This window comes from Actinomadura sp. ATCC 39365 (genome assembly GCF_054392275.1).
The window spans coordinates 6,369,690-6,394,687 of sequence record NZ_CP184335.1 but is presented as its reverse complement, the minus strand read 5'-3'; the positions used below and the strand labels follow the sequence as shown (position 1 = coordinate 6,394,687).

Annotated in this window: 25 protein-coding genes and 2 pseudogenes; 11 read left to right on the top strand and 16 right to left on the bottom strand. The window is 71.3% G+C overall.

Features of this window, described 5'->3' with window-relative positions:
* Window positions 1-2 precede the first annotated feature (2 nt).
* The 3 genes and pseudogenes from ACNF49_RS31235 to ACNF49_RS31225 all read right to left on the bottom strand — a co-directional run.
* Window positions 3-881, bottom strand: coding sequence for a VOC family protein (locus ACNF49_RS31235; RefSeq protein WP_482939790.1), 879 nt, complete (start codon window positions 879-881; stop codon window positions 3-5).
* 236 nt (window positions 882-1,117) lie between these two features.
* Window positions 1,118-3,009: pseudogene (locus tag ACNF49_RS31230) on the bottom strand (Tn3 family transposase); the annotation flags it as partial.
* 102 nt (window positions 3,010-3,111) lie between these two features.
* Window positions 3,112-4,158: pseudogene (locus ACNF49_RS31225) on the bottom strand (DUF4158 domain-containing protein); the annotation flags it as partial.
* A 208-nt stretch (window positions 4,159-4,366) separates the two neighbouring features.
* Here ACNF49_RS31225 and ACNF49_RS31220 point away from each other — a divergent pair.
* Window positions 4,367-4,948 (top strand): hypothetical protein, encoded by a 582-nt coding sequence (locus ACNF49_RS31220; RefSeq protein WP_482939789.1) that lies wholly within the window; start codon window positions 4,367-4,369, stop codon window positions 4,946-4,948.
* Between the two features lie 55 nt (window positions 4,949-5,003).
* Here the strand turns inward: ACNF49_RS31220 and ACNF49_RS31215 are convergent, their stop codons facing one another.
* On the bottom strand, window positions 5,004-5,585 hold the full coding sequence (locus ACNF49_RS31215) for a TetR family transcriptional regulator (RefSeq protein ID WP_482939788.1): 582 nt from the start codon (window positions 5,583-5,585) through the stop codon (window positions 5,004-5,006).
* A gap of 123 nt (window positions 5,586-5,708) precedes the next feature.
* Here ACNF49_RS31215 and ACNF49_RS31210 point away from each other — a divergent pair, with 123 nt between their 5' ends.
* The 4 genes from ACNF49_RS31210 (at window position 5,709) to ACNF49_RS31195 (ending at window position 9,483) form a co-directional block, all read left to right on the top strand.
* A complete protein-coding gene (locus tag ACNF49_RS31210) occupies window positions 5,709-6,671 on the top strand; it encodes a VOC family protein (RefSeq protein WP_482939787.1) in 963 nt (320 codons plus the stop codon).
* A 224-nt stretch (window positions 6,672-6,895) separates the two neighbouring features.
* Window positions 6,896-7,972 (top strand): ribosome small subunit-dependent GTPase A, encoded by a 1,077-nt coding sequence (gene rsgA, locus ACNF49_RS31205; RefSeq protein WP_482939786.1) that lies wholly within the window; start codon window positions 6,896-6,898, stop codon window positions 7,970-7,972.
* Window positions 7,973-8,061: 89 nt separating this feature from the next.
* Window positions 8,062-8,574: a GNAT family N-acetyltransferase gene (locus ACNF49_RS31200; protein ID WP_357986463.1), complete on the top strand. Its 513-nt coding sequence runs from the start codon at window positions 8,062-8,064 to the stop codon at window positions 8,572-8,574.
* 165 nt (window positions 8,575-8,739) lie between these two features.
* Window positions 8,740-9,483, top strand: coding sequence for an SDR family NAD(P)-dependent oxidoreductase (locus tag ACNF49_RS31195; RefSeq protein ID WP_357986466.1), 744 nt, complete (start codon window positions 8,740-8,742; stop codon window positions 9,481-9,483).
* 28 nt (window positions 9,484-9,511) lie between these two features.
* Here the strand turns inward: ACNF49_RS31195 and ACNF49_RS31190 are convergent, their stop codons facing one another.
* Complete coding sequence (locus tag ACNF49_RS31190; RefSeq protein ID WP_482939785.1) at window positions 9,512-9,997, bottom strand: hypothetical protein; 486 nt, start codon at window positions 9,995-9,997, stop codon at window positions 9,512-9,514.
* Between the two features lie 136 nt (window positions 9,998-10,133).
* Here ACNF49_RS31190 and ACNF49_RS31185 point away from each other — a divergent pair, with 136 nt between their 5' ends.
* Window positions 10,134-11,429 carry a tetratricopeptide repeat protein gene (locus ACNF49_RS31185; RefSeq protein ID WP_482939784.1) on the top strand — a complete coding sequence of 432 codons (1,296 nt, stop codon included), beginning with the start codon at window positions 10,134-10,136 and terminating at the stop codon, window positions 11,427-11,429.
* Here ACNF49_RS31185 and ACNF49_RS31180 read toward each other — a convergent pair whose 3' ends face one another.
* From ACNF49_RS31180 to ACNF49_RS31170, 3 genes are read right to left on the bottom strand one after another with little or no spacing between them, the layout of a single operon-like run.
* Window positions 11,430-12,668 carry an RNA polymerase sigma factor gene (locus tag ACNF49_RS31180; protein ID WP_482939783.1) on the bottom strand — a complete coding sequence of 413 codons (1,239 nt, stop codon included), beginning with the start codon at window positions 12,666-12,668 and terminating at the stop codon, window positions 11,430-11,432.
* The gene (locus ACNF49_RS31175) at window positions 12,665-12,988 is read right to left on the bottom strand and encodes a YciI family protein (RefSeq protein ID WP_357986478.1); all 324 of its coding nucleotides are present in this window, start codon (window positions 12,986-12,988) and stop codon (window positions 12,665-12,667) included. Before ACNF49_RS31175 ends, ACNF49_RS31180 begins: the two co-directional genes overlap by 4 nt.
* A gap of 41 nt (window positions 12,989-13,029) precedes the next feature.
* Window positions 13,030-13,650: a dihydrofolate reductase family protein gene (locus ACNF49_RS31170; protein WP_482939782.1), complete on the bottom strand. Its 621-nt coding sequence runs from the start codon at window positions 13,648-13,650 to the stop codon at window positions 13,030-13,032.
* Window positions 13,651-13,798: 148 nt separating this feature from the next.
* Between ACNF49_RS31170 and ACNF49_RS31165 the strand changes: the two genes are divergently transcribed.
* The 3 genes from ACNF49_RS31165 to ACNF49_RS31155 all read left to right on the top strand — a co-directional run bounded on the left by ACNF49_RS31165 (window position 13,799) and on the right by ACNF49_RS31155 (window position 16,602).
* Window positions 13,799-14,782, top strand: coding sequence for an AraC family transcriptional regulator (locus ACNF49_RS31165; protein ID WP_482939781.1), 984 nt, complete (start codon window positions 13,799-13,801; stop codon window positions 14,780-14,782).
* Window positions 14,783-14,883: 101 nt separating this feature from the next.
* Window positions 14,884-16,107: a styrene monooxygenase/indole monooxygenase family protein gene (locus ACNF49_RS31160; protein ID WP_482939780.1), complete on the top strand. Its 1,224-nt coding sequence runs from the start codon at window positions 14,884-14,886 to the stop codon at window positions 16,105-16,107.
* Window positions 16,108-16,113: 6 nt separating this feature from the next.
* Entirely contained in the window at window positions 16,114-16,602 is a 489-nt protein-coding gene (locus ACNF49_RS31155) for a flavin reductase family protein (protein ID WP_498703850.1), read from the top strand.
* Between the two features lie 15 nt (window positions 16,603-16,617).
* Here ACNF49_RS31155 and ACNF49_RS31150 read toward each other — a convergent pair whose 3' ends face one another.
* The 8 genes from ACNF49_RS31150 to ACNF49_RS31115 form a co-directional block, all read right to left on the bottom strand.
* Window positions 16,618-17,220, bottom strand: a complete 603-nt coding sequence (locus ACNF49_RS31150; protein ID WP_482939778.1) for a class I SAM-dependent methyltransferase — start codon at window positions 17,218-17,220, stop codon at window positions 16,618-16,620.
* Between the two features lie 142 nt (window positions 17,221-17,362).
* Window positions 17,363-19,090 (bottom strand): ABC transporter ATP-binding protein, encoded by a 1,728-nt coding sequence (locus tag ACNF49_RS31145; protein ID WP_482939777.1) that lies wholly within the window; start codon window positions 19,088-19,090, stop codon window positions 17,363-17,365.
* Window positions 19,087-20,520, bottom strand: a complete 1,434-nt coding sequence (locus ACNF49_RS31140; protein WP_482939776.1) for an ABC transporter transmembrane domain-containing protein — start codon at window positions 20,518-20,520, stop codon at window positions 19,087-19,089. The genes ACNF49_RS31145 and ACNF49_RS31140 overlap by 4 nt, the downstream gene beginning before the upstream one ends.
* A gap of 158 nt (window positions 20,521-20,678) precedes the next feature.
* Window positions 20,679-20,894: a hypothetical protein gene (locus ACNF49_RS31135; protein ID WP_482939775.1), complete on the bottom strand. Its 216-nt coding sequence runs from the start codon at window positions 20,892-20,894 to the stop codon at window positions 20,679-20,681.
* A 45-nt stretch (window positions 20,895-20,939) separates the two neighbouring features.
* Complete coding sequence (locus tag ACNF49_RS31130) at window positions 20,940-21,458, bottom strand: DUF402 domain-containing protein (RefSeq protein WP_357986505.1); 519 nt, start codon at window positions 21,456-21,458, stop codon at window positions 20,940-20,942.
* 127 nt (window positions 21,459-21,585) lie between these two features.
* Window positions 21,586-21,990 carry an alpha/beta hydrolase gene (locus ACNF49_RS31125; protein ID WP_482939774.1) on the bottom strand — a complete coding sequence of 135 codons (405 nt, stop codon included), beginning with the start codon at window positions 21,988-21,990 and terminating at the stop codon, window positions 21,586-21,588.
* 311 nt (window positions 21,991-22,301) lie between these two features.
* Window positions 22,302-22,835, bottom strand: a complete 534-nt coding sequence (locus tag ACNF49_RS31120) for a hypothetical protein (protein ID WP_482939773.1) — start codon at window positions 22,833-22,835, stop codon at window positions 22,302-22,304.
* Window positions 22,836-22,941: 106 nt separating this feature from the next.
* A complete protein-coding gene (locus ACNF49_RS31115) occupies window positions 22,942-23,445 on the bottom strand; it encodes a winged helix-turn-helix transcriptional regulator (RefSeq protein ID WP_482939772.1) in 504 nt (167 codons plus the stop codon).
* A gap of 80 nt (window positions 23,446-23,525) precedes the next feature.
* Here ACNF49_RS31115 and ACNF49_RS31110 point away from each other — a divergent pair, with 80 nt between their 5' ends.
* On the top strand, window positions 23,526-24,122 hold the full coding sequence (locus ACNF49_RS31110) for a dihydrofolate reductase family protein (protein WP_482939771.1): 597 nt from the start codon (window positions 23,526-23,528) through the stop codon (window positions 24,120-24,122).
* On the top strand, window positions 24,116-24,952 hold the full coding sequence (locus tag ACNF49_RS31105; RefSeq protein WP_482939770.1) for an MBL fold metallo-hydrolase: 837 nt from the start codon (window positions 24,116-24,118) through the stop codon (window positions 24,950-24,952). Before ACNF49_RS31110 ends, ACNF49_RS31105 begins: the two co-directional genes overlap by 7 nt.
* Window positions 24,953-24,998: the final 46 nt, after the last annotated feature.

Below are 24,998 nucleotides of genomic sequence, written 5' to 3'. Positions count from 1 at the left end.
GGTCACATCTCCAGGAAGGCAAGCGCGGCGCCGCGGGCCTGGGCGGCACCGACGAAGAACCCGCCGGGCATGTCCCTTGTGGTGAACCCGTTGCCCTCCACCAGGTCGCGGGCCGCCCGCACGTCACGTACCGACACGGCTTGCCCGGCCATGTACGGCAATGCGGGCACCGGCTCGCCGGGCATCATCGCGCGGAAGGCGGACACCGCGACGACCTCCACCCGGCCCAGCGGCAGCGGCAGCACGTGCACTGGTCCCTCGGTCACCGGTTCGGTGTCCAGGATGAGGGCGTAGCGGGCGACGGTGGACTCCAGGTCGGCCTCGTCCACCACGAGCAGCACGCTGTACAGGCCGGTGGCGCCGTTAGCGTGCTCCAGGTAGCGCGGCTGGTGGATCAGTTCAGGGGTAAGGTGGTACGCGGCGTGGATCAGCCCTTCGGGTGTGAGCGCCCGGTCGAGGTGGACCGCCTGAAAGCGGGCGCTCTCCACACCGTCAGGGGTGTCCACATCCCGCTGCAGCGCCAGCACACCGGAGGAGGACAAGCCGACCGCTCGCAGGCGCTTTTCGGCGGTTTCGATGTCCGTGCAGCCGAAGGAGTACCCGTGCAGGCCCTCGTACTGGGCGATGAGCGGGCGGATGTTCCAGGGGTCGACCGAGCCGTCCCCGTACAGGCCGAGCAATTCCAGGTAGGTCCGGCCGAACACGGCGCACCGGTTGCCGGCACCCATCGGCCTTCGCTCGCCGCCGGGGCGGTCGGAGCCCATGTGCATGGACAGCGGGCTGAGCGTGAAGCCCAGCGCCTCGTAGGCCGCCGCGGTGGCGTCCATGTCGGTGGTGTAAAGGACGGAGTGGTCGATCCGGTCGATGTCACGAGCAATCATGGGCGACAGGCTGCCGCCCCGGCGGCCACCGACTCCAGCCAACGGGGTGGGATCGACGTCTTTCGACATTCAAGGTCCTATCGTGATGGAATCCCACGCGCCAGCGCCAACCGCCGCTTCACGGGAGCAGCCTCGGATTCAGCGACATCACTGCGGACGATCAGCAATCCGCCCAGTGGCATTTGAGTGTGGCCGACTCGGCCGGCACCTGTGGGACCGGTGAGCTGGCCGGGCGATCAGGCGGCCAGGTCGACGTTTGTGAAGTCGACCTCCTTCAGCAGTGGGTCGAACGGGTCGGGTCGGCGGTGCAGGTCATCGGTGGCGTAGGCGCCGAAGCGGCTGATGTGGGAGCGCAGGTAAGGCGCGATCTGGCCGAGCTGGTCGGCGGTGATCTGCCGGCCTTCGGCGACCAGCTGCCGGACGATGTCGGAGATGTCCAGGGCGTTGTGGAAGACGACCAGGTTGGCCAGCAGGGTGTTGAATTTGATCAGTTTCTCCTGCTCTTCGGGGTCGTTGTCGGCCAGCACCCCGCCGAAGCCGAGCCACTTGGAGAAGCCGTTGTAGGACTCGACCTTGTTGGTCGCCGCGGTGACCCGCGCCCGTAGCGCCGGGTCGGCCAGATACCGCAGCAGGGCGACGGTGCGTACGCTGCGGCCGACCTCGCGGAACGCCTTGTAGATGCGGTTCTTGCGGGAGTTGGACCGCAGCCGCCGCATCAGCGTGGCCGAGCTGAGGCGGCCCTCGCTGATGGAGATCGCCACCTGCATCAGGTCGATCCAGTGCTTGTCGATCAGCTTCCAGTCGATGACGTTGCGGCCGCTCTCGCCGAACAGCTGGTCGATGTGCGGGTAGGCGATCTTCTCCGAGGCGCGGAAGAAGATCAGGTCCTTGAAGTTGCGGATGCGCGGCATCAGGTCGAACCCGAACAACGTCGCCAGGGCGAAGACCGGGAAGTTCTGGCCCTGGGTGTCGGCGTGCACCGTGGAGGGCTGGATGTCGGAGGTGTTGGCCAGCAGCCCTTCAATCAGGTGCACCGCCTCCCACGCCCCGCACGGGATGAAGCGGGAGAACAGCGCCACGTAGGTGTCCACCTGGGTGCCGTCGGCGGCTACCGTGCTGCCGTCCCCCAGGCCTTGACCACGTCCAGTTCGGCGAAGGCGTTGACCACATCGGCGATCGCGGCGTTCAGCTTCTTCAGGGTGATGTGCCGGTTGCGGACCATGGACAGCTCGCGGGCGGTGACGCCGGCGATGTGCTTGGCCGCCTCGTAGGGGCCGATGTTGATGCCGCCGGTGAACACCGCCAGCGAGTACCGCCCCAGCTTGTCCTTGATCTTGGGGTCGGAGCCGGAGGCCGGGCCGAAGTGGCGATACCAGGTGAGCCAGTGGGCGGTGCGCGCGACGATCGACAGTAGTGAGCGTTCGGGCATGCGCCGCTCGATCTCGGCCGCCAGCCGTTCGGCCTCGGCATCGCTGCCCTTGCCGCGGCGGCGCTTGAGGGTGGGCACCCCGCCTTCGTCGATGACCAGGTCGGCGTTGTCGAGGTAGCCGGCGTCCAGCTGCGCGGCCGCGCTCAGGTGGGCGTCCTTGAGGCGGGCGACGAAGCCGGCGGGGGTGTCGGGCAGCCCGACCTTCTCGCAGAACGCCGCCAGCTTCGGCTGGCACTCCTCCCAGGGCAGCAGATGGGCGCCCCAGTCGGCGTACTCGTTCGAGCCGAGCACGGCCACGTCCCCGGTGCGCAGTTCCTCGGCCAGGTAGCAGAACACCATCGCCTCGAAGTGCCGCCGCGCCACCATGCCGGGCCGCCTGCGGTCGGTCACTGCGCGCCGCCAGTTACCCGAGGCGAACGCGATACCCGACTCCGGCTCATCCTCCTGCACCGGTGGCGGCAGCGAGATGAAGTCGCGCTGCTTGGGTGAATACTCGCGGGCGTGCGCCAGCGCAGCCAGCACCGAATCGTCGCTGGAGGTGGCCTTCAGCCGCAGCTTGCCCGCCAGCTCGAACAGCGCCGGCCGGTCCTTCTTGAAGAACCGGTACACCAGCAGCTCGTGCGCGTCGCCGTGGAAGGCGGCGACCTCCTCGATGTCCGCCAACTGGGCGGCGAACCCACCAGCCTGCTCCACTGCCGTCCGCGCTGCCTGCACGCTGTGGGTCTGGACCACGAGAGCCGACAGCATCTCGCCGAGCGCCTGGACCTGCCCAGCGTTACCGGCGCACGAGGTCACCGCCTCGACGGCCCGCGCCATCGCCTCGCGTCCGGCGGCCGAGGTCTCGCTGCCGGGGTCGAGACGTTCCAGCACCTGACGGTAGGTGCCAATCAGCCGCTCGCTGGTCGCGCGCTGCCGGGCGCGGATCTCCTCCAGCTCCGCCTTGGCCCGTTTGACATGGGAGGCCATCCGCTTGTACAAGGTCTCGGCCAGGTCGTCGCGGGCCCGCATCCGAGCGGTGTGCGTCAGGCACGCCAGCAACGCCACCTGCTTGACCGGGTCGTAGCGCGACAAGGTGTCGGCGTCCTGCGCGTCGGCCTCACCCGCGAAGTCGGCGATCTTCGACGGCGCGATGCCCTCCAGCCAGGCGTCGGTGTCGCCGAGCGCGTCCACCTGATCCAACCATCTCACCTGGTCACGAAATCGTGACCAGGTGGCCCGCTGGGCGGGCTTCTTGAGCCGGTTGAACGTCGATTTGCCGTCCGGTCCGACGACGAGCAGACCCTCCATCCGGGCCCGGCCGGCCTCGCCTATCCGCTGCAGGATCGTGGCGAAGATGGTGGCGTTCACCTCGGCGCGGATGCTGGTGGCCAGGTCCTCCAGCGTCGTGTACCCAAGCAGCTCCAGCCGGAGCCGGAGCAACTCCTCGATCGCCACGTTGATCAGGTCCGCCGGGTTGTTCTTGGCCTGGGCCGCCTTCCGGATCGCCATCGCGGCGATCGCCCGGGCCCGGCCCGCGTCGTACTTCACGCCCTGACGCTGGCGCACCAGCTTGCGATGCGCCTTCGCACTACGAGAGGAGCCGTGATCCGGCCAGACGTCCTCGGCCAACTCCAGACAGCGCCGAACGTGGTCGATCACCACCTCGGGGATCTCGTCCGTGGACGGGAAACGCGCCATCTTCTGGAAGCACTTCAACGCCAGCACCAGCGCGAAGCACGACTCCGGGCTGCCGGTGCGTTTTTCGGCCCAGTCCATCTCTTCCGGCGAAGGCGTGAAGAACACGTGCAGCACCCGCGCCGACGTCAGCCGCTTGAACTGCGGATAGGCGGTCCGCTCGATCCACGTCATCCCAAGGCCGTCCCTCGCCTCGATCCCGGCGTCCAGACGCCGAAACCGTAGCGGCGATCAACCATGCCGAACGGTCTTGTTCACCAAACCGCAACCAAACCCACGCGGAGGGTCACATCAGCGGACGATTAAACCTTCTGGCCAGCGGCTCAGCGACTCACTGCCCCTTTCACTCGTACTTGGTCTGCCCCCCTTCCGCGGTCGCCGGGTGCTGGTCGTCGGCGGCGGCAACTCCGCCGCGCAGATCCTCGCCGACCTCTCGTGGGTCACCGAGGTCGCCTGGGCGACCTCGCGCCCGCCCCGGCTGATGCCCGACGAGCTGGACGGCCGCGCCGTGTTCGCCCTGACCGCCCGCCGCTACCGGGCCGTCCTGGCCGGGCAGGATCCCGGGGACGTTCCCGACCTGGGTGACATCATCGCCGTCCCGCCGGTGCGCGAGGCCCGTGACCGGGGTGTGCTCAAGGCCGAGCCCATGTTCTCCCGGATCACTCCCGACGGGGTGACGTGGTCCGACGGCAGCGCGGCGGCCTTCGACGCCATCGTGTGGGGCACCGGTTTCCGTCCCGCCCTCAGCCACCTGGCACCGCTGCGGCTGCGCGGCTCCGGCGGCGTGATCGCCACCGAGGGCACCCGCGTCCTGGCCGAACCCCGCCTGAACCTGCACGGCTACGGCGACTGGACCGGCCCCGCCTCCGACACCCTCATCGGCGCCGGCCACAATGCCCGCCACCTCGCGGCCGAGATCGTCACCCAGTTGCGACTCGAGCCGCCGCGCCGGCGCCCCGCGTAGTCTCATCGGCCGAGCGGGCCGGCGCCGACTCCACCGCACGCAGCAGGCAGCCGATCTACGTGCGGTTCAGGCCGGCTTCCAGGTGTGCCAGTGCTGTGTCGATTTCGGCGGGGCCGTCCAGGCCGGGATCGTGGGCCCACTGCATCCAGACCATGGCCACGATCCCGAAGACCGCGCCGACCGCGTCACGTACGCGCGGGTCGTCAGGAGCACAGCCGGCCTTGTCGGCCACGAGCCGGCAGACCTCTGCGATCAAGCCGGGACTCCTGCGCACGTTGGCGGCCAGTAGTTCGGGCACGGTGACCGCGAACACCTCCCGGGCGTGCCCGGCCGCGATCTCCTCCGGCGACAGGGCGGCGAAGGCGGCCCGGAACGCACCCCGCAGCAGGGGGACGGGGGCGCTTGGCGGCTGAGCGGCCAACGCCTCGGTGAGAGGCGGGAAGCCGTCGAGGACGACCAGATGCTCCTTGGTCGGGAAGTAGCGGAAGAAGGTGGCCGGAGAGACTTCAGCGGCCTCGGCGATCATTTCGGTGGTGGTGGCGTGGTAGCCCCGCTCACGAAAGAGCCTGAACGCCTCACGAAGGATCGTCTCCCGTGTCCTGGCCTTCTTGCGTTCGCGCAACCCGCCCTCTCCCATGCGGGACACTCTATCGAAGCAATAATGAGAGAGCACTATCTAAAGATAGTGTACTCTCAGAATTCCTCGAAGTCCGATCGGGGCGACCACACCCCAGGACCGCACGCATGGAGGCTCTTCACCATGGGCGACGACATCACCGGCCTGCACCACGTGGGCCACATCGTGCACGACATGACCCAGGCCATGGACACCTACCGCCGACTCGGTTTCACCGTTGCCGCGCCCACCTACCCCATGCTGCCGCGGGTCGCCGGAGGAGCCGCCGAGCCGTTCGGCGTGGCCAACGCGCACGTGCAGTTCCCGCGCAACTTCATCGAGCTGGTGGCCGTGATCGACGACGTCGGCCACCTGCCCGGCGAGGCCCGGCCGATCCCGCTGCGGGTGCCCGACGACAGGCTGCCTGGACTGCTGGCCGCCATCGGCGCCACCACCGCGAACATCGCGTCGTTCCTGCAGCGGTTCCAGGGCCTGCACATCATGATCGCCGACACGCCGGACATCGACGTCATCGCCGCGGGGCTGACCGCGGCCGGCGTCGACCATGCCGGCGTGCACGCCGTGCAGCGCCCCGTCGAGACCCGCACCGGCACCACGATGGAACCGGTCCGATACCTGGAGATCTCCGCACCCGGCCTGCCCGCCGGGCGCGTGCCGGAAGGCAGGATCGGGTTCGCCGAGAACGCGCCGGCCCGACCGGGCGGCCCCCAGCCGCACACCGTCCACCCCAACGGCGCCACCGGGCTGGCCGAATGCGTGCTGTGCGTCGCCGACGAGGCGCTCCCCGCGCTGACGCGGCGTTATGCCACCTACTTCGGGCAGGCGCGCGACGGTCGGCCGCACACCTTCGACCGGGCGGACGTCACCGTCGTCTCTGCCTCGACGCTCGGCGACCTGCTGCCCGGTGAGCGGCCCGCGGCCCTGCCCGCGTTCGTCGCCTGCACGGTGTCGGTGCGCGACATCACCGCCACGCGACAGCACCTGCGCGACAACGACGTCCAAGTACGCGTGACCGGCCGCCAGGAGATCTTCGTGCCCGCCGAGGCCGCGTCGGGCACCGCGATCATCTTCCGCCAGGAAGAGTGAGCCCCACTGCCCGGCCGAGATGCTAGGCTGCCGTTCGTTCGGTACTGGATCTGTGTGGATGGGAGGTGAGGTTCGATGACCGCGGTGAAGACCGCTGCCCCGTGCAGCGCCCGGACCAACCTCACGTCCCGGGCCCCGGTCTGACCCACTTCCTCTCCCTGCCATGAATCAGGCGGGGTGACGTCCACGTCTCGTCGGGGCCCCTTCTCCGCAAGGGTCTCACGTTGTCACACACGTACACCGATCCATCCGGCCTGTCCCGGTACGGGTGGACCGGCGCACTCGACCGAACCTTCACCGAACACTACGAAGCGGGCCTCGTCCCGGCCCGGATCTCCCGGGTCGACCGCGGCCTGTGCACGGCGGTCACCGCATCGGGCCCGGCGCGGGCCACGTTCGCCGCGCCGCACCCGTCCGACCCGCTCCTGACGCCCTGCACCGGCGACTGGGCCGCGCTGCGTCCCGGAGCCGAGCCGCACCTGGTGACGCTGTTGCCGCGGCACAGCGCGATCGTGCGCTCGTCGGCGTCCAGGTCCTCCCACGGACAGGTGCTCGCCGCCAACGTCGACACGGTGCTCATCGCGCTGTCCCTGGCCACGCCCCTGGACGCGGCCAAGCTGGAACGGCTGCTCGCCCTGTCCTGGGAGAGCGGGGCGCAGCCGGTGATCGTCCTGACCAAGGCGGACCTGGCCCACGACGCCGAGGCCGTCCTCGCCGAGGCCGAGGCGCTGGCACCCGGCGTGGACGTCCTGGTCACCAGCGTCGCCACCGGTCACAACATGGACGTGCTGGCCGGGCTGGTGCGCGGCACCACCGTGCTGCTCGGCCCCTCGGGCGCGGGCAAGTCCAGCCTCGGCAACACGCTGCTCGGCGCGGAGCTGCTGGCCACCGGCACGGTGCGCGCGCAGGACGGCAAGGGCCGCCACACCACCGTCCGCCGCGAGCTGCTTCCCCTGCCGGGCGGCGGGATCCTCATCGACACGCCCGGCCTGCGCGGGATCAGCCTGCACGACGCCGCCGACGGCCTGGAGCAGGTCTTCGCCGAGATCGAAGAGCTCGCCGCCGCCTGCCGTTTCGCCGACTGCACCCACGACACCGAACCGGGATGCGCGGTCCAGGCCGCCATCCGGTCCGGCGAGCTGTCCGGACGCCGCCTGCGCAGCTACCGGAAGCTGCAACGGGAGAACGCCTGGGCGGCCTCGCGTACCGATGCCCGGCTGCGCGACGAGCGCGTCAACCACAAGAAGGCCATCACCAGTCACCTGCGCGCCACCTACAGGTTCCGGGACCGGCAGTCGTGACCGGCCACGTCCCCCGACCGTCCGTTCGGTCCACCACAAGCACCGGCCAGGTCCCGCATCCGCAGAAGGACAAGGAGACGAACCCGATCATGACCACTTCCTGGATCACCCGTCCCGAGAACGCCGCCGACGCCGCCGCCGTCCGCGAGATCAACCTCTCGGCCTTCCCCGGCCCGCATGAGGCCGACCTCGTCGAGGCGCTGCGGGCCGACCCGCAGGCGTGGCTGCCCGGCCTGGCCTGGCTGGCCGAGGCACCCGGCGGCGAGCTCGCCGGATACGCGCTGCTCACCCGCTGCCACGTCGGCGACTCCCCCGCCCTCGCCTTGGGCCCGTGCGCCGTCCGGCCCGGACACCAGCGACAGGGCGCGGGTTCCGCCGCCATCCGCGCCGCCCTGCAGGCGGCCCGCGAGCAGGGCGAGAACCTGGTGGTCGTGCTCGGTCACGCCGAGTACTACCCGCGCTTCGGCTTCTCCCCGGCCTCCGGGTTCGGCATCCGGCCGTCGTTCGAGGTCGAGGACAAGTACATGATGGCGCTCGCCCTCGACCCCGAGCGCCCGGTCCCGAGCGGCGTCATCCGCTACGCGGCGGCGTTCGGCGTCTGACCTCCCGCTCCTCGCCCGCGCCGGACGGCCCCCAGCACGGCTGGGGGCCGTCCGGCCGAGCATGTCGTGATTTTCTTCGGCACGGACGTCGAGACCGGCACCCCCGCTCCGACTCCCCAGTAAGTCGCTCCGAACAGCGGAGCGGCCGACGGCAAGGGAGCCGACATGGGGACGCTGGAGAACAAGAACGCACTGGTGACCGGCGGGTCGCGGGGAATCGGGCGGGCGATCGTGGTGCGGCTGGCCCGTGAGGGCGCGGCGGTGCTGTTCACCTACCACCGCGACCAGGCGGCGGCCGAGGCGGTGGTGGCCGAGGTGGCGGCCTTCGGCGGGCGGGCGATCGCCGTACGGGCGGACCAGGGGCGCACGGAAGACCTCAAGCACCTCTTCGGCGAGGTCGACCGCTGCCTGGACGGCCTGGACGTGGTGGTCAACAACGCGGCGATCAATCCGATGGGAGACATCCGCGACGCCGTCGAGAGCGACTTCGACGAGGTGATGGCGGTCAACACCAAGGGGCCGTTCTTCGTCATGCAGGCCGCCGCGGAAAGGCTCGGCGAGGGCGGACGGATCGTCAACATCTCCTCCACGGGCGCGGCGCCGGGCCTGGCCCTGTACTTCGCCAGCAAGGCGGCGCTGGAGTCGATCACCGCGGTCGCCGCCCGCGAGTTCGGCCCCAGGGGCATCACGGTCAACAGCGTCTCCCCCGGCGCCACCGACACGGACATGATGCGCGCCGCCGCCGGTGAGCATCTGGAGCAGGCCATCGCCCACACCGTGGCCCTGACGCCGCTGCAACGGCTCGGACGCCCCGAGGACATCGCCAACGTCGTCGCCTTCCTGGCCGGGCCCGACGCCCAATGGATCACGGGCCAGAACCTGCGGGTCTCCGGCGGCCTGGTGATCTGACCGGCGGCAGCGGGCCGTCCCGCCCCGGTCAGGAGCCGTTGAACGGTTCCAGAGGGCGGGCGCCGAGCACGCAAGGGGCCGGCACGTGCGGCAGGCAGGCCTGCACACCGGCGACCTCCTCCTCGCCGATCGTCCAGTCCATGGCGGCCGGGCCGCTGCCCAGGAGGACCGCCTCCATGAAGTCGTTCCAGCGTCCGTACGAGCTGAGCAGGACCAGGTCGTCCGGCACGTCCAGGTCCAGGACGACGTAGCGGGCGTACTCCTCCTCGGTCTGCGGGCACAGGAGGGCCTCGGCCGTCACGGCCACCGTGTCGTCGCGGGTGTCCGGGCCGGGCCACGCCCACACCGGCGGACGGCCCCGGCAGTCGAGGCCACGCCTGGCCATCTCCCCCACCATCTCCTCGTAGACCGGCCGGTACGACGGGATCGACAGCCGGGCCCAGTCGCCGGCCAGTTCGCCGTCGGTCTCCAGCGTGACCAGGACCGCCCGGTGCTGCACCGTCCACAAACGCATCGAACGATTGTGGCAAGAACGGCTGCCGGCGATCTCGTGTATCGCGGGTGTATCGAAAAACGCATACATCACGGCAACGGCCGTCCCCCTTCACTGGAGGCATGGAAAGGGAGAAGGCTTCGGCCGATGACGGGAGATGGGACCGGCGTTCGCTGTTCCGGGGGCCGCCGTGCTGGCCGGCGCCGCCGCGACGGCGCCGCTGCTGGACGGGACGGCCACGGCGCTGGCCGACGGCGGCGACGCCGACGCGCTGTTCAAGGCCGGGAAGTTCGAGCAGGCCGGCCGCGCGTACGAGGAGATCCTGAAGAAGGACCCCAGGAACCTGCACGCGGCCCGCCGGCGCGGCCATGTCGGGCTGCTGTCCAACCGGTTCCCCGAAGCCGAGAAATACCTCAAGATGGCCGTCCGCCTGGCGCCCGCGGACAAGGAGGCCAACGAGCTCCTGGGCGACTGCTACATCCGGCAGGACAAGTTCGCCCTCTCCGTTCCGTGCTGGAAGGCGGCCGGCGCGGAGGACTACGCCAAGTGGTTCGCGGCGATCAGCGGGGAGCCGTACCAGATCAAGGGCGACGTCGGCCGGGCGCGGTTCCTGCAGATGGACCCGCGGCCGCTGGTGGAGGCCTCGGTCAACGGCGGACCGGCGAAGCGCTTCACGTTCTACACCGGCGCCCCGAACCTGAGCCTGACCGCGTCGGCGGCCAAGGAGGCCGGGCTGAAGGCCGTCGTCAGTCAGAAGACCGACTTCGAGGGCACGCCCATCTGGGTGCACTACGGGGTGCTGGACTCCTTCAGGCTGGGCGGCATCGAGATACGCAACGTCCCCGTGGGCTGGTCGTCGACGGAGTCGGGCGCCGACGTCGGCACCGACGGCGACGGCCTGATCGGCACGTGGCTCTTCTACCACCTGTTGACCACGTTCGACTACGCGGGCCGGCACCTGATCCTGCGCCGCCGCACCCCCGAGACGGCCAGGGAGGCACGCGCCGCCGCCGCGCGGGCGGGCGCCGAGCCGCTGCCGATGTGGCTGGCCCGTGACCACAACGTGCACAGCCTGGGCAGCATCGCGGGGTCCGGCCCGCGGGTGGTGGGCGTGAACCTCGGCGGGGTCGGCGAGGTCGCCGCGGGCATGCCCGGAGAGGTGGCCGAACGTCTGGGGGTCCGGACCGACCACGAGCGCCCGATCGAGACGTTCGCCCACAGCCACCCGACCATCACCCACCCCTGCTATCCGGAGGAGATCCGGCTCGGCGGCGCCGTCGCCGAGCGGGTCTACTGCGAGGCGGACCCGAACATGCCGGTCAACGTGCCCTGGCCCTACGGGACGGGCTTCGACGGGATCGCCCACTTCGCCCACTGCTTCTTCAAGCCCTACAACCTCACCCTCGACTTCACCGACATGAAGCTCTACATCGCCCGCGGCAAGGCCACCTGATCATCTCGACCGCAGCCGGTCGCGGCGGCGGGTCAAAGAGGCGGTCTCGGCGGTGTTGCCGGCCAGCTCGATGGCCTTGTCGTAGGCGGCGCGCGCCTCCTGATCGCGGTCCAGCCGGCGCAGCAGGTCGGCGCGGGTGGCGTGGTAGGCGTGGTAACCGGCCAGCCTGTGCCCGAGACGGTCGACGGCCGCCAGCGCGACCTCCGGCCCGTCGAGCTCGGCGACCGCGACGGCCCGGTTGAGCGCGACGACCGGCGAGGGGTCGAGGCGGACGAGCTGGTCGTAGAGGGCCAGGACCTGCGACCAGTCGGTGTCGCGCATGTCGCGGGCGGAGGTGTGCACGGCGTTGATCGCCGCGAGGATCTGGTAGCGGCCCGGCGCCACCCCGGCGGCGGCCGCGGCCAGGCGCTCGCGCACCAGCCGGTGGCCCTCGGCGATCAGCGCCGCGTCCCAGGCCCCACGGTCCTGCTCGTCGAGCGCGACCAGTTCGCCGCCGGCCGAGACCCGGGCGGGGCGGCGGGCCTCGATCAGCAGCATCAGCGCCAGCAGCCCGGTCACCTCGCCGTCGTCCGGCAGGAGGGCGCGGATCAGGCGGGTGAGCCGGATCGCCTCGGCGGTCAGCTCGTGCCGTACGGGATCGGTGCCGGGGCCGGTGGCCAGGTAGCCCTCGTTGAAGACCAGGAACAGGACGGCGAGCACGCCGGAGACACGCGCCGGGAGATCTTCGGCGGACGGCACCCGATAAGGGATGCGCGCCGCCTTGATCTTGGCCTTCGCGCGGGTGATCCGCTGCCCCACGGCGCTCTCCTGCGCCAGGAAGGCGCGCGCGATCTCGGGCATCGTCAGGCCGGCGACCAGGCGCAGCGTCAGCGCTGTGCGGGCCTCCATCGCCAGCGCCGGATGACAGCAGGTGAAGATCAGCCGGAGCCGGTCGTCGTCGATGGCGCCGGCAGGCTCGGGTGGGTCGTCGTGGGACATCTGAGCCTTCCTGTGCTTGTCGTCGCGCTTGTTCTCGCGCCGGATCCGGTCGATGGCCTTGCGGTTGGCGGTGGTGGTCAGCCAGGCGCCCGGATTGGGCGGCACGCCGTCGGCCGGCCACCGTTCGACGGCGGTCGCGAACGCCTCGGCGGCCGCCTCCTCGGCGATGTCGAGGTCACCGAAACGCCTGGTCAGGGCGGCGACCACCCGGGCCCACTCCTCGCGGTGGGCCCGGGTGACCGCCTCGCGGGCGTCGTTCACAGGAACGGTCGCACCTCGACCCTGCGGTTGCAGTGCTTCGACCCGTCGGCGGCGAGCCGGAGGGCCACGTCGAGGTCGGGGGCCTCGATGATCCAGAAGCCGGCGAGGTATTCCTTGGACTCCAGGAAGGGCCCGTCGGTGACCATCACCTCCGCGCCCCGGTTGTCGATGACGGTGGCCGTGCCGGGCGCGGCGAGGCCGCCGGCGAAGACCCAGTGGCCCCCGGTCCTGAGGCCCTCGCTGAACACGTCGATCGCCGCGCGCTCCTCCGGGGTGGCCGAGTTGGTCCTGTGGTCGATCACTGAGATCAGGTATCGCATGTGCAGATCGTCTCCTGTGGGGCCAGGGCAGCGGGCATGACTCAGGTCGTGGCGTACTGCGGGCGCCCGGCCGGCCGGTAGACCTGGATCGTCACGCCCTTGGAGTCGGCCCGCGACTCGATCAGGTCGAGCGCGAGATCGGGGCCGGCGTCCGGGAACAACCGCGCGCCCTGGCCGAGCACCACCGGAACGACGATCAGGGTCAGCTCGTCGACCAGGTCGTTCTCCAGCAGCCACCGGACCAGCGTGCCACTGCCGTGCACCTGCACCTCACCCCCCGGCTCCGCCTTCAGTGCCCTGACGGCGGTCCTGAGGTCGCCGGGCAGGACGGTGGTGCCCGCCCACGCCGGATCGGCGAGCGTGGCCGACGCCACGTACTTGGGCCGCGTGTTCAGCGCGCCCAGGACGGTCTCCCAGCCGGGGACGTCCCGGGCCGTCAACGACCCCCACGAGCCGGCGAACAGCTCGTAGGTGCGCCGCCCGAACAGGAACGCGTCGGCGCGCCCGTAGGTCTGGTTGATGAACGTCGTGGTCTCGTCGTCACCCCTGCCCAGGGCCCACCCGCCGCGCTCGAAGCCGTTCCTGCGGTCCTCCTCCGACGCGCCGCCGTTGCCCTGCATCACTCCGTCGACGGTGACCTGGGTCATGGTCGTCAGCTTCATGGTCGCGCTTCCTTAGCCTGTGGCGCCGCCCCTTGCGGGCGGTCTCACCCCTGCTACGAACGCCGCCACCGCGATCCGACACCGCCGCCGGATCTTTTGTGCGTACTTTTACATGGAACGCCGAGGGCGGGACGCCCGATCATCTGGTGTGCTCCTCAGCAACCGTGCCGTCTTCGCCAGCTCCGACCTCGACGAGGTCCGCGGCGAGGTCGCCAAGGTGTTCTGCCCGCACCGGCTGGACCTGGCCGGGGACGCGAACCTGCTGTCGGCCCGGTTCAACTCCGTGCAGCTCGGCTCGGTCCGTGTGAGCTACCTCGACTACGGGGCCGACGTGCACATCGAGCCGGGCGACCTCGACACGTTCTTCCTGGTCATGATCCCGCTCGCCGGACGCAGCCTGATCCGCGCCGGCGACGAGGAGATCGTCTCCACCCCGTTGCTGGCCTCGCTGCCCTCGCCGACCCGCCACCTCGACATGCGCTGGGCCGCCGGCTGCCCGCAGTTGCTGGTCAAGTTCGAGCGCTCGGCGATCGAACGCTCGCTGGAGCAGATGCTCGGCGAGCCGCTCGACGGCCCGGTCGTCTTCGACCTCGGCATGGACCTGACGACGGGCTGGACCCGTTCCTGGCGCGACATGGCCGACCTGCTGGTCAGGGAGGCCGAGCGGGACGACGGGCTGGCCGGCCACCCGCTGGCCATCGCCCATCTGGAGAACGCCCTGATCACCCTGCTGCTGACCATGCAGCCCTCCAACTACCTGGAACGACTGACCGCTCCCAGGCCGCCCGCGCTGCCGAAGGTCGTGCGCCGGGCGATGGAGTTCATCGAAGGGCACGCCCACCTCCCGCTGAGCACGACGGACATCGCCGGCGCCGTCGCGGTCAGCAGCCGCTCACTCCAGGAGGGCTTCCGCGCGCATCTCGGGCTGTCCCCGATGGCCCACCTCAGGCAGGTCCGGCTGACGCGCGTGCACGACGAGCTCAGGACGGCCGACCCGGCCAGGGCCACGGTGACCACGGTGGCCGCCCGATGGGGATTCCTGCACCAGGGACGATTCGCCGCCCAGTACCGCGAGAGGTTCGGGCAGCCGCCGTCGGAGACGTTGCGCAGAGGTCCCGCGTCAGGCGGATGAGATCCGCGCTCAGTGGATGGCACGGGCGCACGCGCCGCCCGTACCGTTCTTGTCAGGCGCCGATCAGATCCTCCACACCACACCACCAGAAGGACACCACCATGCGCGACATCCTCATCGTCGGCGCCGGCCAGGCCGGTCTCCACCTGGCCATCGGCCTGCTCCAGCACGGCTACGACGTGACCGTGGTCTCCAACCGCACCCCCGAGTCCATCCGCGACGGCCGGGTGATGTCCGGCCAGGCCATGTTCGGCACCGCGCAGGCCCACGAGCGCGAGCTCGGCCTCGACTGGTGGGCCGACGTCTGCCCGCCCATCGAGGGCATCGCGCTCACGGTCCCGAGCCCGGAGGGCGGCAAGGCCCTCGACTGGGCGGCGCGGCTGGACGTCCCCGCCCGCTCGGTCGACCAGCGGCTGAAGATGCCGGCCTGGCTGGGCGAGTTCGAGCGGCTCGGCGGCAAGCTCGTCCTGCACGACGCCACCCCCGATGACCTGGAGAGCTACGCGGCCCGGTACGACCTGGTCCTGGTCGCCGCGGGCAAGGGCCAGATCGCCTCGCTCTTCGAACGGGACCCCGCCCGCTCCCCCTACACCACCCCGCAGCGCGCGCTGGCCGTCACCTACGTCAACGGCCTCGCCCCCCGTCCTGGTCATTCGGCGGTCTGCTTCAACCTGCTGCCCGGCGTGGGCGAGTACTTCGTCTTCCCCGCGCTCACGCACACCGGCCCCTGCGAGATCATGGTGTTCGAGGGCGTGCCGGACGGCCCCATGGACTGCTGGGGCGACGTCCGCGGCCCCGCCGAGCACCTGGCCCGCAGCCGCCGGATCCTGGAGACGTTCTTCCCGTGGGAGGCCGAGCGCTGCGCCGGGATCGAGCTCACCGACGCCAACGCGGTGCTGACCGGCCGCTTCGCCCCCACCGTCCGGCGCCCGGTTGCCGTGCTGCCCTCCGGCGCGCCGGTGCTCGGCGTCGCCGACGTGGTGGTGCTCAACGACCCGATCACCGGGCAGGGCAGCAACAACGCCGCCAAGTGCGCCGCCACCTACCTGCGGGCCATCGTGGAACGCGGCGGGCAGCCGTTCGACGCCGACTGGATGCGGCAGACCTTCGACCTGTTCTGGGCGCAGGCCCAGCACGTCACGAACTGGACCAACGCCCTGCTCGCGCCGGCCGAGCCCCACCACCTGGCGCTGCTGGGCGCCGCCGGTCAGCGCCCGGAGATCGCCTCCCGGTTCGTCAACGGCTTCGACGACCCGGCCGACTACGCCGAGTGGTTCATGGACGCCGGCCGTGCCGAGACCTATCTGGGCAGGGTGACGGCATGAGAGTCGCTGCGCGAGGCCTTCGGGCAGTTCGCGACCGGGGTGGCGGTGATCACGACGGTGACCGCCGACGGGGAGCGGGCCGGCGTGACCGTCAACTCCCTCACCTCGGTCTCGCTCGATCCGGCGCTGCTGCTGTGGTGCCTGTCGAACCGGGCGCCCAGCGCGCCGCTCTTTCTGCGGGCCGGGCGGTTCGCCGTCAACGTCCTGGCCGCCGACCAGGGCCACCTGTCCAGGCGCTTCGCCACCCCCGCGGCCGACAAGTTCGCCGGGGTGGAGCTGCTCGGCACGCCGCTGCCGATACTCGCCGGGGCGCTGGCCAGCTTCGTCTGCCGCACCGAGCGCGTCCACGACGGCGGCGACCACCACATCCTCGTCGGGGCGGTGGAACGTTACCAGCGGGCCGGGGGCGAGCCGCTCGTCTTCCACTCCGGCCGGTACCGGGAGTTCTGGCCCGAGATGAGCGCCGGCGAGGGCCGCGTGGCCAGCCACGCGTGACGGCCGCCGGGGGTGTCACTTCTGCCCCGGCGCCGCGGTCACGGTCGGGCGCCGGCAGACGTACGTACGCGCGGGCGGCAGGTTGCGCCAGACGGTTCGGGTCGTCAGCACCTCGTCGAAGGCGGCGTCCAGCCGGCCGCGGAACCGCCTGCCCGGGCCGGACCGCGTGCCGGTCAGGTAGGCGATCGTGGTGAAGCTGCCGCCGGGCGCCAGGACGCGCGAGACCGCATCGAGGATGCGCTCCTGGGCCCGTTCCGGGATGAGGGTCCACGGCAGCGCGCTCACCACGGCGTCCACCTCGCCCGCACCGATGCGTGACCCCAGATCGGCGGCGTCCATGTGCAGCACCTCCAGCCACGGACGGGTCTGCGCCAAATGGTCGACCATCGCGCGGTCGGTCTCCACCGCCACGAACCGTGCCCGGGACGGCAGCCGGGACCGGATCAGCCCGCTGATCGCGCCCGTCCCGGGCCCCAGCTCCAGCACGGTCGGCGCGCCGCGCTTCGGCACCACCTCGACGAGCTGCGCGGCCAGCAGCTCCGACGTGGGGGCGAAAGCGCCGATCACCAGGGGCCTGTTCGCGGCCGCCCTCAGGAAGACGCCAAGATCAGATCGCATGCCTCGACGCTAGTGACGCGCCGGTCCGGACGACTCCTGCCTGGTGGCGATTCCCCGCCTCCGACCATGAGCCGGGCTCGGCGGCCGGCCGGCCGGACCGGTCCTCCGCCCGGAGGACCCGTCCCGCCCGGCAGGCCACCCGCTAAGGGCGTGAGCCGTGCCAGGAGTTCCACAACTCCTGATAGACGCCGCCGGCCGCAAGCAGTTCGTCGTGCGCGCCGACCTCCACGATGCGTCCGCCCTCCATCACCACCACCCGATCCGCGTCCCGCGCCGTGTGCAGCCGGTGCGCGATCGCGATCACCGTGCGTCCGTCCAGCACCGCCGCCAGCGACCGTTCGGCGCGCCGGGCCGTACGCGGGTCGAGCATGGCGGTGGCCTCGTCGAGGATGACGGTGTGCGGGTCGGCCAGGATGACCCGGGCCAGGGCGAGCTGCTGCACCCGGTCGGGGCCGGGTTCGGCGCCGGAGGCGTGCGGGCCGAGCTCGTCGTCCAGCGAGGTGACCCAGTCGGCGCCGACCGCCGCCAGGGCCTTCTCCATCCGGTTGTCGTCGGCCGTGGGGTCGGCCAGCTGGAGGTTGTCGCGGACGGTGCCGAGGAACAGGTGCTGCTCCTGGGTGACCAGCACGACGTGCTTGCGGAGCTGGGCGGGCGACAGGTCGGCGACCGGGACCGAGCCGACGGTGACCGTGCCGAGGCGGGGCCGGTCGATGCCGGCCAGCAGCTTGCCGAGCGTGGACTTGCCTGCTCCAGAAGGGCCGACGACGGCCAGGCGCTCGCCGGGCCGCACGGTCAGTTCCACGCCGGTGACGACGTCGCCGGTGGATTCGTAGGCGAAGTGCACGCCGGCCGCCACGATGTGGTCGTCCTGGGGGTCGGGGGCGGCCACGCCGGTCCGCGCCGCCGGGGTCCCGAGCCCTTCGATCCGGGCGAAGGAGGCGCCGCTGCTCTGCAGCTGTTCCATCCACATGAGGATGGTCTCGATGGGCTGCTGGAGCTGGCGCAGGTAGAGCACGCACGAGACGACCGCGCCGAGGGTGACCTGGCCGCTGTCCAGCAGTGCGCCGCCGAGCAGCAGGACCAGCACCGGCGGCAGGAGGGCGGAGACCTCGACCGACGGCCAGAGGACACCGCGCAGGAAGAGGGTTCGCAGCTGGGCGACCCGGCTGCGCTCGATCACCCGCTCGGCGGCGCGGGTGCGCCGGTCCCGCAGGCCGAGGGCCTCGATGGTCCGGGCGCCGGCGGCGTTGGCGGCCAGGTGCTCGGCCAGTTCCGAGCGGGCGGCGCCCTCCTCCAGGTAGGCGTCGCGGGCGCGGCGCAGGTACCAGCGGGAGGCGGCGGAGACGCCGGCGAGCGCGACCAGACCGCAGGCTCCCAGCAGCGGGTCGACCACGAAGACGGCCGTGATGAGGAAGATCGCCTGCAGGGCGGAGATCAGCACGGCCGGGGCGGCGTCGCGCAGGGTGCGCCCGACCACGCCGACGTCCGTGGTGCCGCGGGCGGTCAGGTCTCCGGTGCGGATGTGCTCGACGGTGGCGGCGGGCAGGGCCAGCACGCGGTCGAGGAACTCCTGCCGGATGTGTTCCTGGACGCGCTCGCTGAAGCGGGTGCCGGTCCGCTCGGCGTATCGGGACAGGACGAGCTGCAGCAGCGCCCCGCCCACGGCGACCGCGGCGAGGAGGTCGATCGCCCCGCCGGCGGAGATGGTGTCGATGATGCGGCCCAGCAGCCACGGGCTGACCAGGGCCGCGGCCGCCGCCAGGCCGTTGAGGAGCAGGGTGGCGGTGAACCCGGGGACGTCGCGGCGGATCAGGCGCAGGGCCGCCTGCCGTACGCGCCTGCGGTCGGCGACGGGGAGGTCGCGGGTCACGACACCACCGCCCGGTACTCGTCGCTGGATTCCAGCAGGTCGCGGTGGGTGCCGGTCGCGGCCACCCGGCCGTCCTCGATCAGCACGACTTCGTCGGCCTGGGCGAGCAGCAGCGGCGACGTGGTGGCGACGACCGTCGTACGGCCGGCGCGCGCCGTACGAAGGCGCTGCGCGAGCAGGGATTCGGTGTGCGCGTCCAGCGCGGAGGTGGGGTCCACCGCCAGCAGCAGCTCGGGATCGGCCACCAGCGCCCTGGCCAGGCGCACCCGCTGGCGCTGGCCGCCCGAAAGGTTGCGGCCGCCGGGCTCGATCACGGAGTCCAGGCCGTGGCGCAGCCCGGCGACCACGTCCTGGGCGGCGGCGACGGTGACGGCGCGGCGGATGGTCTCGTCGTCGGCCTCGCCCCGGCCCTGCAGCACCTCGCGGAGCGTGCCGGCGAACAGGGCGGCGTCGTGGTCGGCGATCAACGACGTGCCGTCGAATCCGCCGAGGCCCTCCAGCAGCGCCACGCTCTCCTCGGGGCGGGCGCTGACCAGCCCCACGAAGCTGCCCGGCGTGATCTCCAGCCCGGTGGAGCGGGGCCGGTCGCCGGGCCGCAGCGCGAGGAAGCGGGTGACCTGCCGGGCGGAGACCAGGCCGTGGCTGATCTGGAAGCTGCCCTCGATGAAGAAGGACACCGGAACCACCAGCATGGCGATGTATCCGTACACGCCGACCAGCTCGCCCACCGTGATCCTGCCGTCCGCGGCCAGCCTGGCGCCCAGCCAGGTCACCGCGGCCAGGAACAGCGCCGGCAGCCCGACGCCCAGCGCGCCGATCCAGCTCGTCAGCGACGCCACCCGGTACCCCTGCTCGCGCAGGCGTGCCGAGTCGGCGAGGTGACGCTCGGCGTAGGCGGCCTTGCCGCCGAACGCGTTGAGCACCCGCAGCCCCTCGATCAGGTCCACCAGGCGGGCGGTCAGCCTGCCCTGGCTCTCGCGGTAGCCGTTCTGCACCTTCATCAACCGCCCGAGCAGCGGCCCGAGCACGATCCCCAGCACCGGCACGCCGAGCAGCACCACCACGGCCAGCACCACGGAGACCTGCAGCAGCAGCGCCGCCACCACCCCGTAGCTGATCACCGCGCCCACCCCGGGGCCGGTCACCGTCAGCGCGGCGGCGATGGTGATGACGTCGCCGATGCCGATCGTCACGACCTCGCCCGCCGAGGTGCGCCTGTTCAGGTCCGCGCCGAGCGTGTTGATCCCCTCCACCAGGGCGCGCACCGTGCGGAAGTTGGCGTCCATCCGGATCTTGGTCATCGTGCGGTGCCGCATCATCGCCAGCCAGGCGTTGACGAGGCCGGCGCCGAGCAGCGCCAGCACCCAGCCGGGCGCCAGGTCGTCGTCGATCGCCCGGGACAGCAGGTACGGCGGGAGCGTGAGGCCCACCGTCCACAGGGTGCCCAGTGTCGCGCCCAAGGCGACCCGGCCCTTCTGCGCCCACGCCAACCAGCACAAATACCGAGCAGCCGCCTTCATGGCGATCACGCTAGACCATGGCTTCACCGACCCGCCGACGGGGGTTTCCCTCTTCTCCCGGGCCGCGTTCAGGACGGGTACGGCGGGCCGAGCGACCAGACGTCGGCCCCGTACGCCTCTCCGGCGAGCAGCACCATGCGATCGCCGACGCGGCCGATCGCCATGGATTCCGGCCCGTAGACCGGTTCCATGGGCGGCGCGAGCGGGCGGCCGGTGTCCTCGTCGTCCTTCAGGCTCACCGTGCTCACGGCGACGGGGACGTCACCGAGCTCACCGATGGCCACGGAGCCGGCGGCGAACGGCTCGGCCTCACGGTTCTGGACGTGCTCTCATCCGGCGTCGAAGGGCGGCAGGTCGGCCAGGTCCAGAACGGCCGCGGGCGGGAAGTCCGGCCACGAGCTCGGCGGATCCTGGTCCAGGTTGCGCAGGTGCCGGTCGATGAAGCGCTGGGTGTCGCGCAGAACCCTGACCGTGGTGGCGGCGTCGATGGCGCCGTTCTGCAGCGCGTCGGCGAGCTCGTCGAGGTCCAGGATCTCGTAGCGCCGGCCGGCCGGGAGCACGACGATGTCCACGTAGAGGTCGCGGACCGTCAGCCGCTTCGGCCCCGCTTCCTCCACTTCGACCAGGTCGACGTACCAAGCGCCTTCGAGTGCGTCCACGAAGGTGACCGGCCTCCGGATCTGTACCCCCTCGTCGGCGAGCACGAAGCAGCGGTCGGTCGTGGGACGGCCGGGAACCCGCCACGGGGGAAGGATCTCGACGTCGTAGGCCACGATGTCGTCGCCGGTCCGGACGCCGGAGCACCATTGCCCGGTGCGGTGGTGGACACGTACCTCTTCAAGAGTCACGAACCGCAGTATGGCCGCGCCGGGACACGGCTGCTCCGACTGCCGTGCATGGTCATCGGTCCGGAGCGCAGGCGTTCACGTCAGCGGTGCAGCGCCCCCTTCACCACCAGCCGGCGTTTCCACCCGGTCAGGCGTTCCCAGTCGCGTTTCCAGGTGCCGTCGTTCGAGGGGCGCCCATCAGCATGAACGGTCGCGCCAGTCCGCTGTCGGGGATCGGGAGGAACAGGCTGCCGTCCAGGTTGATCCCCGCGCGTACCCGGGCATCCTGCACCATGGTCTCCGGGACGGCGGCCCCGCCGATGGACTGGCCCGCCATCGCGATCCGCGCCGGATCGCTCAGGGCGCTGCCCTTCCACACGGGCCGCGGCCCGGTCAACTGGTCGAGCACGAAGCGCATGTCGATCGCCCGGCTCCTGATCACCCTCTGGCCGAAGTCGGCGTCGTTGACGTTCGCGCAAGCGGCGCAGGTGGCGACCCGCCCGTCAGGGAAGGTGGTGGCGAAGTTCTCGTAGGTGTGGTCGACGCCGGCCACCACGTACCCCCTGCTCGCCAGGTCCTCGGGTGACGCCGGGCGACAGCAGTACGAGCGGCAGGCCGCCCCGGCGTCCGGAGGGCTCGGCGCCTTCGAGGGCGTTCGTACGGGTGCGGCTCAGCCCGTCCGGCGGGAGGTTCTCCAGTTCCTTGATCCCCGAGCCCTTCAGGAGCAGCTCCGACTCCTTGGGGGAGCTCTCTGGTCCTGACCGCGGGGACCCACGGGTCGGGGCGGGAGGTGTCGGTCAGGTGCAGGGACGTCGTGCCGACCCGGTGCGGGCCGGTCGGCGTCGGGAGATGCGGCGTACCGGGCTAGTCAGGCTGCGCGCCGCGGCCCAGCCGGTGCCGCACCCATTCTCGATGGGCGTCGCCGACCTCGATGCTGTTCTCGTCGAGAGCGTTGGCGATGTGGAAGCGTCCCGTATCGAAGGCGAACTCCACCGCGAGGGTGCCGTCCGCCACGTCGGGACGTGATGGCCGCCACTCCAGCAGGGCAACCTCGCGCAGTTCCTGGCCGACGAACGACTCCAGCCGTTCATCGGCGCCGGACCACGCCGGGGTGAGTTCTTCGTACTCCTCCCAGCCGGTGATCGAGGCCGTCGTGTCGATGGCGTTCCAGCTGATCGACAGCTCATCGAACTTCGAGTGGCAGATCTCCACCTGGACGCCGTCGAAGTCCAGGACGACGGGGCAATCGGCATACCAGTCCCCGTCCTCGACGAAACGTACGAGCGCGAAGCCGCTCAGACGCCGACCGGCAAGCGCGGCCAGGCCCGGCCCGTGTTGCCCGCGGATGGCTTCGAGTCCGACGAGAAAGGTCGGCTCGAAGCCGGAGACACCCATCACGACAGGCGATTGTCCAGGTTCACCGCGAAATCGGCCAGTCGATGTCCACCGCGGCGCCGTTTCGGCGTGGCACCAGGGGCAGGCCGGGGAAGGCGTCGCCCGCTTGTCACCGTTGATCGGCGTGGTCTTGCGGGGTGGCCGCGGTGCGGGCGGCGTCGAGGCGTTCGAAGGGGCCTGGGCCGTCGTGCGGCTTCGGCGGGGCGTCGAGGTGGCGGACGCGCAGCTCGTCCATGAGCTCCTCGATGAACGCCGGACCCTCGTCCCGCATGGCCTGCTGCCGGCTCCGGAGCTCGTCGCTGCCCGGACGCCAGTCGAGGCCCCAGTTGCCGAGGGCGTAGATGATCGGCAGGGTCTGGATGCCGGCTTCGGTGAGGCTGTAGCGAGCGCGCTGCCCCCGCGCGGCGGTGCCGCGGGCGAGGATCCCCGCCTCGACGAGCCGCACGAGGCGGTCGGCCAGGATGTTCGAGGCGATGCCCTCGATCGACCCGGTGAGCAGCGCCCGGAAGTGGCGGCGGTCGCCGAAGATGACGTCGCGCAGCACGAGCAGCGTCCAGCGATCTCCGAGCACCTCGACGGCGGCGTTGATCGGGCATCCGGACCGTGGTTCCACGATTCCTCTCCTCCTTGACAGGGTTTTCGCTCCCCCTATAGTAGTTGCAAATTGCAAGCACTTTTTCCGAGGAGGAGCTGATGGGTCGCTTCGTCTACTCGATGCAGGTGTCCCTCGACCTGCGGATCGAGCAGGTTCCGGGGGACGCCGGCGCCGGCGAATGGCTGCGTGTCGACGAGGAACTGCACCGCGAGGCCAACGCGCGGATGCGGGCGCTCGCGCTCATGGTCCACGGCCGGGTCTACTACGAGGTCATGGAGGAGCACTGGCCACGGTCGAGCGAGGACACGTCGCTGCCGGACTTCATGCGTGAGTACGGCGAGATCTGGACCGCCAAGCCCAAGGTGCTCGTCTCCCGCACGCGCCGCAGCGCCGATCACAACACCCGGATCATCGGCGGGGACGACGCGATCGAGCAGCTCGCCGCCCTGCGTGCCGAGACCGACGGCAGCATCAGCGTGGGCGGCGCGGCGCTCGCGACGCAGCTGCTCCGGGCCGGGCTTCTGGACGAGTTGCTGCTCTTCACCCACCCCGCGATCCTCGGATTCGGCAGGCCGCTGTTCGACGACTACGACCTGCCGATCGACCTCGACCTGATGGAGCAGCGAACGTTCGAACAGGGCGTCACGATGCATCGCTACGCCATCCGGGACGCGAAGGAGGCGAGCTCGTGCTGAGGCAGGTCGCGGAGGGCGTGTGGGTCCACGAGAGCGCGTTCGTGCAGAGCAACGCCATTGCGGTGCGGGGCCGGGCCGGTGTGCTGCTCATCGACCCCGGGGTGACCGGCGCCGAGATCGACTGCCTCGCGAACGATCTCCGCGAACTGGGCCAGCCCGTTGTGGCGGGGTTCTCCACGCATCCGGACTGGGATCACCTGCTCTGGCACGATCGGCTCGGCGAGGTGCCCCGTCACGGCACGGCGCGCTGCGCGGCCACCGTCCGCGAGCAGCTGCCGGACGAAGACGCGAAGACCCGCGTCGCCGACCACCTGCTGGAGACGGAGATCGCCGGCCAGGTACCGATGGACCTGCTCGGCCGCATCACCGGCCTGCCCGCCGGAACCACGCAGGTCCCCTGGGACGGCCCCGAGGTCCGGATCGTCGAGCATCAAGCACATGCCCCTGGCCATGCGGCGCTGTTGATCGGGGAACGCGGGGTTCTCGTCGCCGGCGACATGCTCTCCGACGTCCTGGTTCCGATGCTCGACCTGGACGGCACCGTCGACCCGATCGAGGACTACCTCGCCGCCCTGCGGCTGCTGGAGGACGTGGCGGGCGGTGTCGACGTCGTCGTCCCCGGCCATGGCTCCGTCGGCGGATCCGACCAGGTGAAGGCGCGGATCGAACAGGACCGGGCGTACGTGCTCGCGTTGCGGAGCGGTCACGTCGCAGCCGATCCGCGGATCGGCCCGTCGGCCGAGCCGGGCTGGGAGTGGGTGGGCAGCGTGCACGAAGGGCAACTCCAGAGCCTCGCCCGGAGAAGCGAGCGCGACGGGACGTCCCACTAGCGGGTGCACACAAGCCACCAGGCACGCCGACGCTCAGGCCCGGGAG

Coding starts and splice junctions, on each gene's coding strand:
- ACNF49_RS31215 (WP_482939788.1), bottom strand. CDS start 5,585: ATGGGAGAGGGCGGGTTGCGCGAACGCAAGAAGGCCAGGACACGGGAG.
- ACNF49_RS31190 (WP_482939785.1), bottom strand. CDS start 9,997: ATGCGTTTGTGGACGGTGCAGCACCGGGCGGTCCTGGTCACGCTGGAG.
- ACNF49_RS31170 (WP_482939782.1), bottom strand. CDS start 13,650: ATGAAGCTGACGACCATGACCCAGGTCACCGTCGACGGAGTGATGCAG.
- ACNF49_RS31110 (WP_482939771.1), top strand. CDS start 23,526: ATGGGTCGCTTCGTCTACTCGATGCAGGTGTCCCTCGACCTGCGGATC.
- ACNF49_RS31235 (WP_482939790.1), bottom strand. CDS start 881: ATGATTGCTCGTGACATCGACCGGATCGACCACTCCGTCCTTTACACC.
- ACNF49_RS31195 (WP_357986466.1), top strand. CDS start 8,740: ATGGGGACGCTGGAGAACAAGAACGCACTGGTGACCGGCGGGTCGCGG.
- ACNF49_RS31185 (WP_482939784.1), top strand. CDS start 10,134: ATGGGACCGGCGTTCGCTGTTCCGGGGGCCGCCGTGCTGGCCGGCGCC.
- ACNF49_RS31160 (WP_482939780.1), top strand. CDS start 14,884: ATGCGCGACATCCTCATCGTCGGCGCCGGCCAGGCCGGTCTCCACCTG.
- ACNF49_RS31150 (WP_482939778.1), bottom strand. CDS start 17,220: ATGCGATCTGATCTTGGCGTCTTCCTGAGGGCGGCCGCGAACAGGCCC.
- ACNF49_RS31210 (WP_482939787.1), top strand. CDS start 5,709: ATGGGCGACGACATCACCGGCCTGCACCACGTGGGCCACATCGTGCAC.
- ACNF49_RS31200 (WP_357986463.1), top strand. CDS start 8,062: ATGACCACTTCCTGGATCACCCGTCCCGAGAACGCCGCCGACGCCGCC.
- ACNF49_RS31175 (WP_357986478.1), bottom strand. CDS start 12,988: ATGCGATACCTGATCTCAGTGATCGACCACAGGACCAACTCGGCCACC.